This is a genomic window from Streptomyces sp. NPDC006365 (assembly GCF_042870755.1).
GTDB classification, from domain to species: domain Bacteria; phylum Actinomycetota; class Actinomycetes; order Streptomycetales; family Streptomycetaceae; genus Streptomyces; species Streptomyces xiangluensis.
The window spans coordinates 70,440-84,104 of record NZ_JBIAHS010000012.1 but is presented as its reverse complement, the minus strand read 5'-3'; the positions used below and the strand labels follow the sequence as shown (position 1 = coordinate 84,104).

General features: G+C 68.5%; 18 protein-coding genes. 6 read left to right on the top strand and 12 right to left on the bottom strand.

The window, feature by feature from the left end:
* Positions 1-30: 30 nt before the first annotated feature.
* The 3 genes from mqnE to ACFYO0_RS28955 all read right to left on the bottom strand — a co-directional run bounded on the left by mqnE (position 31) and on the right by ACFYO0_RS28955 (position 2,466).
* On the bottom strand, positions 31-1,194 hold the full coding sequence (gene mqnE, locus ACFYO0_RS28965) for an aminofutalosine synthase MqnE (protein WP_388681824.1): 1,164 nt from the start codon (positions 1,192-1,194) through the stop codon (positions 31-33).
* 50 nt (positions 1,195-1,244) lie between these two features.
* Complete coding sequence (locus tag ACFYO0_RS28960) at positions 1,245-1,700, bottom strand: Lrp/AsnC family transcriptional regulator (RefSeq protein WP_344391957.1); 456 nt, start codon at positions 1,698-1,700, stop codon at positions 1,245-1,247.
* A 91-nt stretch (positions 1,701-1,791) separates the two neighbouring features.
* Positions 1,792-2,466: a UbiX family flavin prenyltransferase gene (locus ACFYO0_RS28955; RefSeq protein WP_388681820.1), complete on the bottom strand. Its 675-nt coding sequence runs from the start codon at positions 2,464-2,466 to the stop codon at positions 1,792-1,794.
* 173 nt (positions 2,467-2,639) lie between these two features.
* On the opposite strand from ACFYO0_RS28955, the gene ACFYO0_RS28950 reads away from it, so the two are divergent.
* Positions 2,640-3,272 carry a rhomboid family intramembrane serine protease gene (locus ACFYO0_RS28950; protein ID WP_388681817.1) on the top strand — a complete coding sequence of 211 codons (633 nt, stop codon included), beginning with the start codon at positions 2,640-2,642 and terminating at the stop codon, positions 3,270-3,272.
* Here the strand turns inward: ACFYO0_RS28950 and mqnP are convergent.
* Both mqnP and ACFYO0_RS28940 read right to left on the bottom strand, forming a co-directional pair.
* Positions 3,262-4,164, bottom strand: coding sequence for a menaquinone biosynthesis prenyltransferase MqnP (gene mqnP, locus ACFYO0_RS28945; RefSeq protein ID WP_388681814.1), 903 nt, complete (start codon positions 4,162-4,164; stop codon positions 3,262-3,264). The genes ACFYO0_RS28950 and mqnP overlap by 11 nt on opposite strands.
* Positions 4,161-5,621 carry a menaquinone biosynthesis decarboxylase gene (locus ACFYO0_RS28940; RefSeq protein ID WP_388681811.1) on the bottom strand — a complete coding sequence of 487 codons (1,461 nt, stop codon included), beginning with the start codon at positions 5,619-5,621 and terminating at the stop codon, positions 4,161-4,163. Before ACFYO0_RS28940 ends, mqnP begins: the two co-directional genes overlap by 4 nt.
* 84 nt (positions 5,622-5,705) lie before the next feature.
* On the opposite strand from ACFYO0_RS28940, the gene ACFYO0_RS28935 reads away from it, so the two are divergent.
* Positions 5,706-6,125: a PLD nuclease N-terminal domain-containing protein gene (locus tag ACFYO0_RS28935; RefSeq protein WP_388681809.1), complete on the top strand. Its 420-nt coding sequence runs from the start codon at positions 5,706-5,708 to the stop codon at positions 6,123-6,125.
* Positions 6,126-6,240: 115 nt separating this feature from the next.
* Here the strand turns inward: ACFYO0_RS28935 and leuE are convergent, their stop codons facing one another.
* Positions 6,241-6,951 (bottom strand): leucine efflux protein LeuE, encoded by a 711-nt coding sequence (gene leuE / locus ACFYO0_RS28930; RefSeq protein ID WP_388681807.1) that lies wholly within the window; start codon positions 6,949-6,951, stop codon positions 6,241-6,243.
* Between the two features lie 151 nt (positions 6,952-7,102).
* Positions 7,103-7,900 (bottom strand): 23S ribosomal RNA methyltransferase Erm, encoded by a 798-nt coding sequence (gene erm / locus ACFYO0_RS28925; protein WP_388681804.1) that lies wholly within the window; start codon positions 7,898-7,900, stop codon positions 7,103-7,105.
* A 233-nt stretch (positions 7,901-8,133) separates the two neighbouring features.
* On the opposite strand from erm, the gene ACFYO0_RS28920 reads away from it, so the two are divergent.
* Both ACFYO0_RS28920 and ACFYO0_RS28915 read left to right on the top strand, forming a co-directional pair.
* Positions 8,134-8,592, top strand: a complete 459-nt coding sequence (locus ACFYO0_RS28920; RefSeq protein ID WP_388681801.1) for a nucleoside deaminase — start codon at positions 8,134-8,136, stop codon at positions 8,590-8,592.
* A complete protein-coding gene (locus ACFYO0_RS28915; RefSeq protein WP_388681798.1) occupies positions 8,573-9,550 on the top strand; it encodes an isopenicillin N synthase family dioxygenase in 978 nt (325 codons plus the stop codon). Before ACFYO0_RS28920 ends, ACFYO0_RS28915 begins: the two co-directional genes overlap by 20 nt.
* 45 nt (positions 9,551-9,595) lie before the next feature.
* On the opposite strand, the gene ACFYO0_RS28910 is transcribed toward ACFYO0_RS28915, so the two are convergent.
* From ACFYO0_RS28910 to ACFYO0_RS28900, 3 genes are read right to left on the bottom strand one after another with little or no spacing between them, the layout of a single operon-like run.
* Positions 9,596-10,213 carry a TOPRIM nucleotidyl transferase/hydrolase domain-containing protein gene (locus tag ACFYO0_RS28910; RefSeq protein WP_388681795.1) on the bottom strand — a complete coding sequence of 206 codons (618 nt, stop codon included), beginning with the start codon at positions 10,211-10,213 and terminating at the stop codon, positions 9,596-9,598.
* Between the two features lie 40 nt (positions 10,214-10,253).
* Entirely contained in the window at positions 10,254-10,445 is a 192-nt protein-coding gene (locus ACFYO0_RS28905; RefSeq protein ID WP_388681793.1) for a hypothetical protein, read from the bottom strand.
* A 2-nt stretch (positions 10,446-10,447) separates the two neighbouring features.
* Positions 10,448-10,675 carry a hypothetical protein gene (locus tag ACFYO0_RS28900; RefSeq protein WP_388681790.1) on the bottom strand — a complete coding sequence of 76 codons (228 nt, stop codon included), beginning with the start codon at positions 10,673-10,675 and terminating at the stop codon, positions 10,448-10,450.
* Between the two features lie 140 nt (positions 10,676-10,815).
* On the opposite strand from ACFYO0_RS28900, the gene ACFYO0_RS28895 reads away from it, so the two are divergent.
* Positions 10,816-11,832 (top strand): Scr1 family TA system antitoxin-like transcriptional regulator, encoded by a 1,017-nt coding sequence (locus ACFYO0_RS28895; protein WP_388681788.1) that lies wholly within the window; start codon positions 10,816-10,818, stop codon positions 11,830-11,832.
* The gene (locus ACFYO0_RS28890; protein WP_388682257.1) at positions 11,774-11,896 is read left to right on the top strand and encodes a DUF397 domain-containing protein; all 123 of its coding nucleotides are present in this window, start codon (positions 11,774-11,776) and stop codon (positions 11,894-11,896) included. The genes ACFYO0_RS28895 and ACFYO0_RS28890 overlap by 59 nt, the downstream gene beginning before the upstream one ends.
* Here ACFYO0_RS28890 and ACFYO0_RS28885 read toward each other — a convergent pair whose 3' ends face one another.
* A complete protein-coding gene (locus tag ACFYO0_RS28885; protein WP_388681786.1) occupies positions 11,897-12,973 on the bottom strand; it encodes a CU044_5270 family protein in 1,077 nt (358 codons plus the stop codon).
* Entirely contained in the window at positions 12,970-13,602 is a 633-nt protein-coding gene (locus tag ACFYO0_RS28880) for an RNA polymerase sigma factor (RefSeq protein ID WP_388681783.1), read from the bottom strand. Before ACFYO0_RS28880 ends, ACFYO0_RS28885 begins: the two co-directional genes overlap by 4 nt.
* Between the last annotated feature and the right edge of the window lie 63 nt (positions 13,603-13,665).

Here is a 13,665-nt window from a genome sequence, read left to right as displayed (position 1 = left end):
CAGGGGGCGGGTGCGTGGGAACGAAAACGATCACACCCGCATCGGCTGCGGCGACTCGCGGCGCGACGCGTCCGGGCCCTCGTACTCGCGGATGATCTCGTATCGCGTGTTCCGTTCCACCGGGCGGAAGCCCGCGTCCCGGATCAGGTCCAGCAAGTCCTCGCGGGTCAGCTTGTTCGGCGTGCCGTAGTTGTCGGCGTCGTGGGTGATCTTGTACTCCACCACCGAGCCGTCCATGTCGTCGGCACCGTGCTGGAGGGCCAGCTGGGCGGTCTGGACGCCGTGCATGACCCAGAAGACCTTGACGTGCGGGACGTTGTCGAAGAGCAGCCGCGAGACCGCGAAGGTCTTCAGAGCCTCCGCACCCGTTGCCATCTGGGTGCGGGCCTGGAGGCGGTTGCGTACCTTGCCGTCCTTCATGTCGACGAAGTCGTGCTGGTAGCGGAGCGGGATGAAGACCTGGAAACCGCCCGTCTCGTCCTGCAGTTCACGAAGCCTGAGCACGTGATCGACCCGGTGCTTCGGCTCCTCGATGTGCCCGTAGAGCATCGTGCAAGGGGTCTTGAGGCCCTTGGAGTGCGCCAGCCGATGAATCCGCGACCAGTCATCCCAGTGGGTGCGGTGGTCGACGATGTGCCGGCGTACCTCCCAGTCGAAGATCTCCGCGCCACCACCGGTGAGGGACTCCAGACCCGCCTCGATGAGCTCGTCCAGGATCTCCGATGCCGACAGGCCCGAGATCGTCTCGAAGTGGTGGATCTCCGTCGCCGTGAAGGCCTTCAGAGAGACGTTCGGCAGTGCCTTCTTCAGCTCCGACAGCGACCTCGGGTAGTAACGCCACGGCAGGTTCGGGTGCAGGCCGTTGACGATGTGCAGCTCGGTGAGGTTCTCGCCCTCCATCGCCTTGGCGAGCTTGACCGCCTCCTCGATGCGCATCGTGTACGCGTCCTTCTCACCCGGCTTGCGCTGGAAGGAGCAGTACGCGCAGGAGGCCGTGCACACGTTGGTCATGTTGAGGTGCCGGTTGACGTTGAAGTGGACGACGTCACCGTTCTTACGGGTCCGCACCTCGTGCGCGAGACCACCCAGCCAGGCCAGGTCGTCCGACTCGTACAGCGCGATGCCGTCCTCACGGGTCAGCCGCTCACCGGCCCGGACCTTCTCCTCCAGCTCGCGCTTGAGCCCGACGTCCATGCCTCTACCTCTCCCTGCCCGACAACTCGGTCAACCGTACGCCTACTGCCTTACTGCTCCTCGGGCAGCTCTCCCACCCGGTTCTCCCACTTGGTGGAGAGCACGATCGTCGTACGCGTACGGGACACACCCTTCGTCCCGGACAGCCGCCGGATCGTCTTCTCCAGACCGTCCACGTCCGGCGCCCGGACCTTGAGCATGAACGAGTCGTCGCCCGCGATGAACCAGCAGTCCTCGATCTCGTTCAGGTCCCGCAGCCGCTGCGCGACGTCCTCGTGGTCGGCGGCGTCGGAGAGCGAGATGCCGATGAGGGCGGTGACGCCGAGGCCGAGCGAGGCGGCGTCGACCGTCGCGCGGTAGCCGGTGATGACACCGGCGGCCTCCAGGCGGTTGATGCGGTCGGTGACGCTGGGTCCCGACAGTCCGACGAGGCGTCCCAGCTCCGCGTAGGAGGCCCGGCCGTTCTCCCTGAGGGCCTGGATGAGCTGCCTGTCCACCGCGTCCATGCGATCGATAGCCTTCCGCTGAAGAGTTCCTGAAGTACTGAGGTCCTGAAGTGCTGAAGTGCTGAAGTGCTGAGTGGGTACTGCGGGTTGCTCAGGTGGGGCGTGAGCCGCCGCCCAGTTCGCCCTCCCAGCGGCGGTAGAGCGTGTGCGCGACGCCTGCCGCGTCCAGCACACGCCCGGCGACGAAGTCGACGAGGTCCTGGATGTGGGTGGCGCCCGCGTAGAACGCCGGGGACGCCGGCAGTACGGTCGCGCCCGCGTCGTCCAGGGTCACCAGGTGCCGCAGGGTCTGGCCGTTCAGCGGGGTCTCGCGGACGGCGACGACCAGCTTGCGGCTCTCCTTGAGTGTGACGCTCGCGGCGCGTTGCAACAGGTCCTTCGAGAGGCCGAGCGCGACCCCCGCGACGCAGCCGGTGGACGCGGGCACGATGAGCATGCCTTTCGAGGGGTACGAGCCTGACGACGGCCCCGCTGCCAGGTCACCGGGGTTCCAGTACCGCACGTCCGGGGCTTGGATGTCGAAGATGCCGGGCTTGCCGTCCGCGCCACGGGCCAGCCATTCGCGCAGGTCCTCGTCCCAGTGGGCGTCCCGGAAGCTGATCCCCGTCTCGTCCAGCAACGTCAGCCGCGAAGCCCTGCTGACGATCAGGTCGACGCTCTCCCCCGCATCCAGAAGCGCACGCAACACAGCAGCGGCATACGGCGTACCGGACGCACCGGAGACCCCCACGATCCAAGGCGTGCGCTGCGTCTGTCCTGGCTTCATGGTGTCGAGCCTATCCGGCGGTACGGAGTGGGAACGGAGCGAGGGGCAGGGCCGTTAATCTGACAGAGCCGGGCGACTGGTGCGTACGGCAGATGCGTGCGACAGATGCGACAGACGCGGCAGATGCGTACGACGGGTGCCAGCGGCGGTACGGGCGGACATGGGGGACGGCGATGGCTGGTAGGGACGTCAGTTGGACCCGGAGTGACCGGGGCTGGTCGCAGGGCGAGCGGGCGAGGACGGCCGCCAAGTTGATGGTGGGCTGGGTGGCCCTGCTGTGGCTGCTCGAAGTGGTCGACGTGATCACGGGCCACTCGCTGGACAGCCTCGGGATCACTCCGCGCGAGCCGTCGGAGCTGGTCGACATCGTGCCTGCCTCGTTCCTGCATTTCGGCTTCGCCCACCTGGCGGCGAACACGGTTCCGTTGCTGGTCCTGGGTTTTGTCGCGGCTCTCAGCGGGCTGCGCCGTTTCGCCGCCGTGTGCGCGCTGATCATCGTGGCCGACGGCCTCGGCGTCTGGCTGATATCTCCGGCGCACACCAACACCGCCGGTGCCTCCGGCCTGATCTTCGGGCTGTTCGGCTTCCTGGTGATCAGCGGCTTCGTGGAGCGCAGGCCGCTCGGCATCATGGCCGGTGTACTGATCGCGGCGGCCTGGGGCAGCTCGGTCCTCGCGGGCATAGCCCCCACCAACACCACGGTGAGCTGGCAGGGGCATCTGGTCGGTCTGGTGTCGGGCGTGGCAGCGGCGTTCCTGTTCCGCCGCCGCTCGGCCTCCGGCTCACCCGAACGCGCTACACGGTAAGCCCGCGCACCAGCAGGTCGAGCAGCGCGCACACGAACAGTGCGATGCCGATGAACCCGTTGACGCTGAAGAACGCCCTGTTCACCCGGGACAGGTCGTGCGGGCGCACGATCGAGTGCTCGTAGAGGAACGCGGCGGCGACGATCAGCAGGCCCAGCCAGAAGAAGGCACCCGCGTCGGTGGACAGGGCGTACCAGACGAACAGTGCCGTGGTGACCGTGTGGCAGCCGCGGGCGCCCCAGATGGCGGCCGGGATGCCGAAGCGGGCCGGGACCGACATGACGCCGATCTCGCGGTCCGTCTCGACGTCCTGGCAGGCGTAGATCAGGTCGAAGCCGCCGATCCAGATGCCGACCGCGAGGCCGAGGATCACCGCTTCCCAGGACCATTCGCCGGTGATCGCCAGCCAGCCGCCCACCGGGCCCATCGCCTGGGCGAGACCGAGGATGGCCTGCGGGAAGTTCGTGAACCGCTTGCCGTAGGGGTAGACCACCATCGGGATCACGGCGATGGGCGCGAGCGCGAGGCACAGCGGGTTGAGCAGGGCCGCGGCGCCGAGGAAGAAGACCAGGGCGACCAGCGCGCCCGTCCACGCGTGCCGCACCGTCATCGCGCCGGTGACCAACTCCCGTTGCGCCGTACGGGGGTTGCGGGCGTCGATCTCGCGGTCGATGATCCGGTTCGCGGCCATGGCGAACGTACGCAGCCCGACCATCGCGATGGTGACGAGGAGCAGCCGGCCCCAGTGGATGTTCCGGTCCATCTGGAACATCGCCGTCAGCGCCGCGATGTAGGCGAAGGGCAACGCGAACACCGAGTGCTCGATCATGACGAGGCGCAGGAACGCCTTTGTACGGCCGGGTTGAGGGATCGCTGCGGAAGCGCTGCTCACTTGAGTCCGTACTCCTTCCAGCGGCGGTCGACCAGCGCCGCCGTCTCGGGGTCGGACAGCACCATGTCCGGCCAGCCGCCGTCCCGCGTATAGCCCTCCTCGGGCCACTTCTTCGTCGCGTCGATGCCCGCCTTTCCGCCCCAGAACTGCTGGTAGGAGGCGTGATCGAGGTGGTCGACAGGTCCTTCCACGAGCGAGAGGTCGCGGGCGTAGTCCGTGTTGCCGAGCGCCCGCCACGCGACCTCGTGCAGATCGTGGACGTCGCAGTCCGAGTCGACGATCACGATCAGCTTGGTCAGGGACATCATGTGCGCGCCCCAGATCGCGTGCATCACCTTCTGGGCGTGCTTCGGGTACTTCTTGTCGATCGCGACGATCGCGCAGTTGTGGAAACCTCCCGCCTCGGGGAGGTGGTAGTCCACGATGTCGGGAACGATGATCTTGAGGAGGGGCAGGAAGAAGCGCTCCGTCGCGCGCCCCAGCGGGCCGTCCTCCGTCGGGGGCCGGCCGACCACGATCGACTGGAGCAGTGGCCGCTTGCGCATCGTGACGCAGTCGATGGTCAGGGCGGGGAAGGGTTCCTGCGGCGTGTAGAAGCCGGTGTGGTCGCCGAAGGGCCCCTCCGGGAGCATCTCGCCCGGCTCCAGCCATCCCTCCAGTACGACCTCCGCCTGCGCGGGCACCTGGAGCGGCACCGTCTTGCAGTCGACCATCTCGATCCGCTTGCCCTGGAGGAACCCGGCGAAGAGGTACTCGTCGATGTCGCCGGGGAGGGGGGCGGTGGAGGCGTAGGTGACGGCGGGCGGGCACCCGAACGCGATCGCGACGGGGAGCTTCTCGCCGCGGCGGGCGGCCACTTGGTAGTGGTTCCGGCTGTCCTTGTGGATCTGCCAGTGCATGCCGATGGTGCGCTTGTCATGGCGCTGGAGGCGGTAGAGCCCGAGGTTGCGGATGCCGCTCTCCGGGTCCTTGGTGTGGGTGAGCCCGAGGTTGAAGAAGGACCCGCCGTCCTTCGGCCAGGTGAAGAGGGCGGGGAGCTGGTCGAGATCGACGTCGTCGCCGCGCAGTACGACCTCCTGCACGGGCGCGTTGTCGGACTTCACCTTCTTCGGCGGTACATGCGTCATGGCGCCGAGCTTCCCGAAGGCCTCGCGCACGCCGACGAAGCCGTGCGGCAGCTCGGGCTTGAGCAGTCCGCCGATCTTCTCGCTGATCTCCCCGTACGACTTCAGGCCGAGCGCTTTGAGCAGGCGCCGGTCGGTGCCGAAGACGTTCATCGCAAGCGGCATTGCCGACCCGCGTACGTTCTCGAAGAGCAGCGCCGGGCCGCCCGCCTTCTGTACGCGGTCGACGATCTCCCCCACTTCCAGATACGGGTCGACCTCGGCCTTGACGCGCTTGAGGTCGCCCTCGCGTTCCAGTGCCCTGAGCAGGGAGCGAAGATCGTCGTAAGCCATGCGTCCCAGTATCGGCTACGGGCTACCCTGGCCCCGTAACGGGGCCTGGTCCAGTGGCCCGATCGCAACGCAAGGGGAGTGCTCATGCTCAGGGTGCTGATGGTGCTGGTGCCTCTGGCGCTCAGCATCTACGCGTTCATCGACTGCATCAGCACCGATGAGAAGCAGATCCGGTACATCCCGAAGCCGCTCTGGGCCATTCTCGTCCTGCTCTTTCCGCTGGTGGGCTCCATCTCCTGGCTCCTCGTGGGCAAGGAGCGCACCGCACGGCGCGCCACGGGCGGGCGCCCGGGGGGCTTTGTGGCGCCGGACGACAACCCCGAGTTCCTGAAGTCCCTGAAGGATGAGAAGTCCTCCAAGGAGCCGGACAGGGGCACGGGCGACAAGGACGACGAGCAGCTGTTCGAGGACTGGGAGGCCGATCTGCGCCGCCGCGAGGAGGATCTCAAGCGGCGCGAGCAGAACGGTGGCGACGACGCCCCCGGCGGCGCCGGCAAGGAGTGATGGAGCTCCGACTCCTCGTCACCTTCGACAAGGTCGCGACGGTACTGAGCTTCACGCGGGCCGCGGCCTAGCTGCACGATCAGCACCGCCCATGCCGCCTTTCCACGTGCTGCGCTCAGCCCTCGGCGGTGGCCAGTTTCGCGGCGAAACCGAGGAAGAGGGCGCCCGCCCCGGAGGTGAGCCCCGCCGACAGACGCCGCCGGCGACGGAACTGAACGGACAGATAGGTGCCGCCGAGAATCAGTGCCGTGACGTAGGTGACGCTGATGGCCTGGTAGATCAGCGCGAGCAGCCCGAAGGACAGCGCCGGGTACGGATAGGCAGGGTCCACGAACTGGACGAAGAAGGAGAGGAAGAACAGGATCGCCTTGGGATTGAGCAGCGTGATCAACAAGGAACGGCGGAACGGCCGTTCGGTGACTGGCGTGCCCTTCTGCCCGTTCTGCACGTCGTGCGCGTCCGGTGTGTCTGGCGCGTCTGGCGCGTTCCGCGCGGCCGGAGCTGTCCCGCCGGACCGGCGCGGTGAGCGCCACATCCGCCACGCCGCGCGGATCATGCCCACCGCGATCCACGACAGATAGCCCGCCCCGGCGTACTTGATGACCGCGAAGACCACGGCGTTGGCCTCGAGGAGGGAGGCGAGCCCGACCGCGGTCAGCACCATCAGGAGCAGCTCGCCGAGGAAGACACCGCCCGCTGCCCGGTAGCCCGTACGCACGCCTCGTCGCGCCGCCACCGACAGGGTGTAGAGCGAACTCGGCCCCGGCAGCAGGATGATGAGCAGAGTCCCCACCGCATAGGTGGGCAGATTGTTGACGCCCAGCATTCCTCCGACTCCCCCTTCGCCGAGTGATCAAATTCTGTCGGCCGAACGTAGCAAACACTCGGACTGCACGCCTTGGAAATAGAGCCGGTCAGTCGGTCGCCGGTGTCGACCACGGGCGCTGAATGCCACCGCATCCCGGAGAAGAGGCACATCAACGCCACTGCCGGAGCCGGAACAGCTCTGCCCACTGCTCCGCCGTGAGGCTCTTCGGCAGTGCGGTCGGGGCGATCCGGTGGTGGCGCGTCCAGCGGCGGATCCGTTGCCGTGGCAGCTCGGGTGCGACGGCGGCGAGCCTCTCCGGCAGGCTGCGCCCCTTGGCGGTGAACACCCGCTGTACAAAGTCCTGGTAGCGCCGCTGGTCCCGGTGGTCGACGAGAGGCCGCTCCCTTCGGGACACCGTCATCAGGCCGCCGTCGACACCGGGTCGCGGCCGGAACGCCGCCGCCGGAACGCGTCGTACGAGCCGGAACTCGAACCACGGCCACCACTGCGCCGTCATCATGGTCGCCCCGCCCACACCGGCCCGCCGCCGCGCGACCTCCCACTGCACCAGCAGGACGGCCTCGGTCCAGCCTGGGGCGTTGAGGATGCGCCGGAGCATGGCGGTCGTCTGGTGGAAGGGCAGGTTGCCCACCAGGACATGCGGCGTGCTGGGGACCGTATAGCGCAGGAAGTCCGCCTGGACGATCGCGGTCGACGGGCGCGTACGGCTATCGAGCCGGGCCGCGCGCCGGTCGTCGATCTCGACGCCGGTCAGGGGCCTGGCGAGGCGTTGCAGGGGGAGGGTGAGCGCGCCGTCGCCGGGGCCGATCTCGATGATCGGCCCGTCGGTACTGGTCACGAGGCCGACGATGGCGTCGATGACGCTCTGGTCGACGAGGAAGTTCTGGCCGAGCTCGTGACGGCCAGGACGCTGGTGCGAGTGCTGGTGATGACGCTGGGTGCGCACAGGATCTCCGCGGCTTCGAAGGGAAGCCGGGCAGCACGGCAGGGGCCGCCCGGCGGGAGGTCTCCGGAGCGGCGGATGCTCTCGTTACGCGAGATCGCTACGCGTTATGTGTGAGAGTGCCCGCCGCTAGAAGCGGCGGATCCTGGTGATAGCTGCGGCTGCGCACATGCCGATCAAGTTACGTCACGCCAAGTACCCCTCGGCAACTGAATTTTTCGTAGGAGAGTGGACTCATGGAGCGTATGGATCAGGCCCAGGCACGCGCGTGGCTCGTCACCGCCGTCGAGGAGGCGCGGGCGGGGCTCGCCGAGGGCGGCATCCCGATCGGCGCTGCCCTCTACGGCGCCGACGGGACCCTCCTCGGCCGCGGCCACAACCGTCGCGTCCAGGACGACGACCCGTCCATGCACGCGGAGACGTCCGCCTTTCGCGCTGCCGGCCGGCAGCGGACGTACCGCGGTACGACGATGGTGACGACCCTCTCACCGTGCTGGTACTGCTCCGGCCTGGTGCGGCAGTTCGGCATCTCGCGGGTGGTGATCGGCGAGGCGACGACATTCCACGGCGGCCACGACTGGCTGGCCGAGCACGGCGTGGAGATCGTCCTGCTGGACGATCCTGAGTGCGTCGAGATGATGCGCGACTTCATCAAGAGCAATCCGGCCCTGTGGAATGAGGACATCGGTGAGTGAGCCCCGGATCCCGACCATCGACCTGCGCCCCTGGCTCTCCGGCGACCCCGCGGCCCGCAAGGAGATCGCCCGCACCGTCGACGAGGCCCTGCAGAGCGCCGGGTTCCTGCTCGTGACGGGGCACGGCGTGGCCCCGGAATTGCGGACGGCCGTCCGGGACTCCGCCCGCGCCTTCTTCCGGCTGCCCGTCGAGGTGAAGCAGCCGTACGCCGCCCGGGTCGGCGGTCGCGGCTGGCTCGGTCCGGGTGCGGAGGCCAACGGCTATGCGGAGGGCACTCGGACCCCGCCGGACCTGAAGGAGTCGCTGACGTTCGCGACGCACGAGCCCTTCGAGGACCCGGTCGTGAACGCGGAGTGGTATGCCCCGAATGTCTGGCCCGAGGAAGCTCCCGGGTTGAGATCGCTCTGCGAGGAGTACCTGGCCCGGATGGCCGAGTTGGAGAACCACCTCCTTGCCCTCCTCGGCGAGGCCCTCGGGCTGGAGCCGGACTTCTTCACGAAGCACATGGACCACCCGACCTACGGCTTCAACATCAACTGGTATCCGGGCAGGGATGTGATGGGCGAGCCCGAGCCCGACCAGTTCCGCATCGGCCCGCACACCGACTTCGGCACGGTCACGATCCTCGACCGGCAGGCCGGCAAGGGCGGTTTGCAGGTCTTCACGGACGGCGGCGGCTGGGAGGACGCACCGTACGACGCCGAGGCGTTCACCATCAACATCGGTGACTTGATGGCCCGTTGGACTGGCGACCGCTGGCGCTCAGGACGCCACCGCGTCCTGCCGCCGCCTGCGGACGCGCCCGCCGAGGAGCTGATGTCCCTGGTCTACTTCGGCGAGTGCACGCCGGGGACGCTCGTGGAGTCGGTGCCTGCTCCGGTCGGACGGGTGGCGTACGAGCCGGTGGACTCGCACGTGTATCTGCGGGAGAAGCTGGACTCGATCACGGTCGGCTGAGGCGGTGCCCGGGGTTTTCCACCGAGCTTGGCGGTCGCCGAGCGGTCAGAGGCTGGTGAGCAGGCCGTCGAGTGGGGCGGGCACGCGGTCGGGTTCGAGGGCCTCGACGAGGACGCGGCCGTAGTGGATCTTGCGGCCTTTCTTTGTGCCGAGGAAGCGCCGCAGCTGTTGCTGTGAGGTGCGGCCCTGCTGTGCGGGCTGTTGCTGGAAGGTCTGCAGGGCGCGCAGGTCGCCCTCCGCCCGGACGAGTTCCTCCACCCGCGTCACACCCAGCGCGCGGATGAGCTCATCCTCCAGATCCGCCGCGCAGACGAAGAACTGTTGCTGTGCCGCACCGGCACGCTCCAAACCGCGGGCGTAGTAGCTGCGCTCCCGCTCGTCGCACAGTCCTGTGAGGCTCAGGCCCAGTCCGGGTGGTCCGAGGAGACCGGCGAAACGCCCGACGCTCATCGCACCGCCCATCGGCAGGACGCAGATTCCTTCGGCCGCGAGATCCCGGCTGCGGCTCGCGGCCAGCGCGTCGACCGCTGCGACGTCGCTCGGCCCTTCGAGCAGGACGGCGGCCCGGACGGGCAGCCGCGCGGCCAGCTCGCGCGCGGGGTCGCCCGGGCCACCGGCCGCCCACGCGATGACCGCATCCCGGAACGCCCCCATGTCAGCCATGACAGGAGTCTCCGCCCTTCCCGGCCGCGACGGTAGGGAATTACCGCGTGGTGCGGCAGGCGTGGTCGCTGTGTTGGTGGCGGCGCAGGAGATCGTCGGCGTCGGTTTCGGCCCTGCGGTTGCCACGGGCGCGGGCGTCGTCCCGGGTGATGGCGAGTTCGGTGCACGTTGCGCAGCCGGGGGTCGGGACGGGCGGGCGGTTGAGCTCGTCCGGCTGAACGGGCTGCTGCAACGTCACACCCTCCGCTTCGTACGGTGGTTCGCCGCCATCAGCGTGGCGTCGATCCGTTCCTCCTGTGTCGCCGGGCGGAGCAGCGCCGGGTCGGCCTCCCACTCCCGGCCACCGCCGACGGGACGCAGCATCGCGTACGGGCCCGCCTTGTCGCGGTATTCCCCGACCTTGCGTGCCGCCGGGTCGTAGACGAGCGCCCCCGGCTCCAACCGCCCTGCTTCGTCCGTCATCTCCACTCCGTACGTTCTCTGCCGTTCGCACCTGCCAGGGGCGAATGACTCGTTACTCTGGGTGAATCCAGCGTTGCGCAACGGAGCACCGTGTTCAACGCCGGACGCGTGCCACTGGGCCACTGTCACGGAGGGATGCTGTGAGCCGACGTAATGCCGAGGGGGGTTCGGCCGCCACCACCGGGGCCGTTTTCGGGGAGTTACTCAAGCACTTCCGTGAGGCGGCACTGCTGACGCAGGAGGGACTGGCAAAGGAGATCCCGTGCGATCGCTCCCATGTGGCGCGGGTGGAGGCGGGGACGAGGGTTCCGCAGGACACGTTCGCCAAGAAGTGCGACGAAGTGCTCGGTACGGGTGGGGTGTTGGTGCGGTTGTGGGGGCGGATTGACTGGTATCCACAGGTAGAGCATCCGGATTGGTTCCGGCGGAGGGCCGAGATGGATGCGGTGGCGGTGACCTTGCGGGAATATCAGGAGCGGGTCATTCCGGGGCTGTTGCAGACGCCGGACTACGCGCGGGCACTGTTCTCGCGCGTGGCGAGCGGCGATGAGTTGGAGGAGCGTGTTCGGGCCCGACTGAGCCGACAGCGACGCTTCCTGGCCGAGGGCAGTCCGTTGTACGTCGTGGTTCTGGACGAGAGTTGTCTGCGCAACGTGGTGGGCAGCCCGGCCGTCATGCGTGACCAGTGCGCGCGTCTGCTGAGCGTCGGGCGGCGCCCCAATATTCGTATCCAGGTCGCCCCGGCAGACGTCCCTGAACTCGTCCGTCCCAACGCCCCCTTGTCGTTGATCACGCTGCCGGACGGCCACAGGTGGGTCTACTCGGAGTCACTGGATCGTGGGCATTTCAACGACGATCCAGCCGTCTACGCACGCCATGAGCAGACCTATGATGCGCTCAGGGCGGACTCTCTGTCGGCCCAAGAGTCTGCCGCTGTGATCGGCGAGACGATGGAAGGATACGGGCGCGATGGACAGGATCGATCTCAGCAGGGCGACCTGGATCAGGAGCAGCTACAGCGGCGACAACGGCGGCAACTGCCTGGAAATGGCGACCTGGGTCAAGAGCAGCTACAGCGACTCCAACGGCGGCAACTGCATCGAAGTAGCCCCCGATTTCCCCGCCGTCGTCCCCGTACGCGACAGCAAAACCCCTGACGGACCCGTCTTGTTGATCAACCGCTCGGCCTGGTCGTCATTCATCTCAGCCGTACGGGTCTGACTACGGCCTCTGGCTGGTCGTATCCACAACTCCCCGCGCGAGGACAGCAGTCGAGCTGACGAGGTCCCCCGCTTCGAGCGGGTCGCACTTCTCCGTCGGGGCCTCAAGGTTGACGACGCTCTCCCCCAGGAACGTCAGCGCCTCGTCGTCGAAGATCAGCTCGGCACGCGCCGTGCCCTGCGACCCGCGGATCGCGGTGCCGAAGGCACCGGACACGTCCAGCGCGACGGCGACACCCGTACGGCCCGCCGCATCCTCGGCGTCCGAGACGGCGATCAGGCCGGGGATCTCGGCGATCGCCCGGTACAGCGCGGCGGCTACCTTCGGCGGAAGGAGGTTGGTGGTGAGCAGGTTGCCGGCCTTGGCGAAGGCGTTCACGTCCGCGGACTTGCTGCCGGACGGCTTCTCGCCGGGGCCGAGGCCGTAGAGCCAGCGGCGCATGGCCTCGGGGTCGGTGGGGAGTTCCTCTGCCTGCCGGTAGAAGTTGGCGGTGTTCTTGCCAGGCAGCTGGCGGGCGATCCCGCGCTCGATTGCCTCGCCGTTGCCCTTGAGCTCCCGGGACAGCCCCCCACTCCGGCCGTCGACGGACTCCCAGAGTTCGCGTACGCCGTATTCGTAGCCCTCGAGCGTCGTGTCACAGCCGTCGGGCACGCCCTTGTCGGGGTCCACCTTCCAGTGGTAGGTCTCGCGCTTCGTGTAGATGAACTGGTCGTTCTTGATCTCGCCGGGCAGTTCCTCCCCGGCGGCCACGGCGAGCCGTTCCAGCAGCGGGTCGGGGTCTTTCGTGATCGTCGGCTGGGCCATGGGGCTGTCCGCGCCTCCCGGCCGGGGGGCGTCGGTGGCGGCGTCGCGAGTGACGCCGACTCCCACCGCGATGGCGATGGTGAGGGTCGCGGCTGCCACGGGGGCCACGAAGGCGGGGCGGCGCCAGAAGGTCCGTACCGGCTGGTCCCGGTCCTCCTCCGAACCGCTCGTACGGTCTGTCGCTGTGCCGGTCTCGCGGATCTCACGCATCAGGTGCTCCCTCAGGACGTGGTGACGGCCCGGCGGGAGGTCCTTCTCGGGAATCTCGCTCACTGGTGGTTCCCCTCCTGGATGGGCCCGGCCACGGGTGTGTGGCTGCCCTTCATCTGTCCGCGCCCGGCGGCGAGTTCCGCGGCGAGCTTCACACGGGCCCGGGAGAGCCGGGAGCGTACGGTGCCGACCGGGATGCCCAGCGCCTCGGCGGCAGCCGCGTAGTCGAGGCCGCCCCAGGCGCACAGGGCGAGCACCTCGCGTTCGGGGCGGCGCAGGTGGTCGACGGCGACGCGTACGGCCCTGAGGTACGCCAAGTCGTCGATACGTCCGGCTACTTCGTCGGCGAAGTCGCGCTCGTCCTCGGCGGGTGGCAGCCGGGACACGGCGGCCGCGTGCCGCCGGGTGGCGCGGCGCGTGTTGCGGGCCACGTTCGTGGCGATGCCGAGCAGCCACGGGCGCGGCGAACCACCCTCCGCGTCCAGCTGCTCCCGCAGTCGCCAGGCCTCAAGGAACGTCAGCGACACGATGTCCTCGGCCGTCGACCAGTCGCCGGTCAGCCGGAACGCATGGTTGTAGACGGAGCGTGCATACGCGTCGAAGAGCTCGCCGAACGCATCCGCGTCTCCGGCCCGTATGCGGGAGCGCTGTTCACGCCGCCGTTCCGGGCGGTCCCCCCTGTTTGTCTCCACGTCTCCCACCTGTCCGTACGACGAAGGCCGGTTCCCGTGACGTACGTCACACGGAACCGGCCT

Excerpts from the sequence above, each read along its gene's own strand:
- ACFYO0_RS28900 (WP_388681790.1), bottom strand. The coding sequence starts at position 10,675 with ATGACGGACGAAGCAGGGCGGTTGGAGCCGGGGGCGCTCGTCTACGAC.
- ACFYO0_RS28960 (WP_344391957.1), bottom strand. The coding sequence starts at position 1,700 with ATGGACGCGGTGGACAGGCAGCTCATCCAGGCCCTCAGGGAGAACGGC.
- leuE (WP_388681807.1), bottom strand. The coding sequence starts at position 6,951 with ATGCTGGGCGTCAACAATCTGCCCACCTATGCGGTGGGGACTCTGCTC.
- ACFYO0_RS28915 (WP_388681798.1), top strand. The coding sequence starts at position 8,573 with ATGAGGACATCGGTGAGTGAGCCCCGGATCCCGACCATCGACCTGCGC.
- mqnE (WP_388681824.1), bottom strand. The coding sequence starts at position 1,194 with ATGGACGTCGGGCTCAAGCGCGAGCTGGAGGAGAAGGTCCGGGCCGGT.
- ACFYO0_RS28935 (WP_388681809.1), top strand. The coding sequence starts at position 5,706 with ATGCTCAGGGTGCTGATGGTGCTGGTGCCTCTGGCGCTCAGCATCTAC.
- ACFYO0_RS28955 (WP_388681820.1), bottom strand. The coding sequence starts at position 2,466 with ATGAAGCCAGGACAGACGCAGCGCACGCCTTGGATCGTGGGGGTCTCC.
- ACFYO0_RS28920 (WP_388681801.1), top strand. The coding sequence starts at position 8,134 with ATGGAGCGTATGGATCAGGCCCAGGCACGCGCGTGGCTCGTCACCGCC.
- ACFYO0_RS28940 (WP_388681811.1), bottom strand. The coding sequence starts at position 5,621 with ATGGCTTACGACGATCTTCGCTCCCTGCTCAGGGCACTGGAACGCGAG.
- ACFYO0_RS28910 (WP_388681795.1), bottom strand. The coding sequence starts at position 10,213 with ATGGCTGACATGGGGGCGTTCCGGGATGCGGTCATCGCGTGGGCGGCC.
- ACFYO0_RS28950 (WP_388681817.1), top strand. The coding sequence starts at position 2,640 with ATGGCTGGTAGGGACGTCAGTTGGACCCGGAGTGACCGGGGCTGGTCG.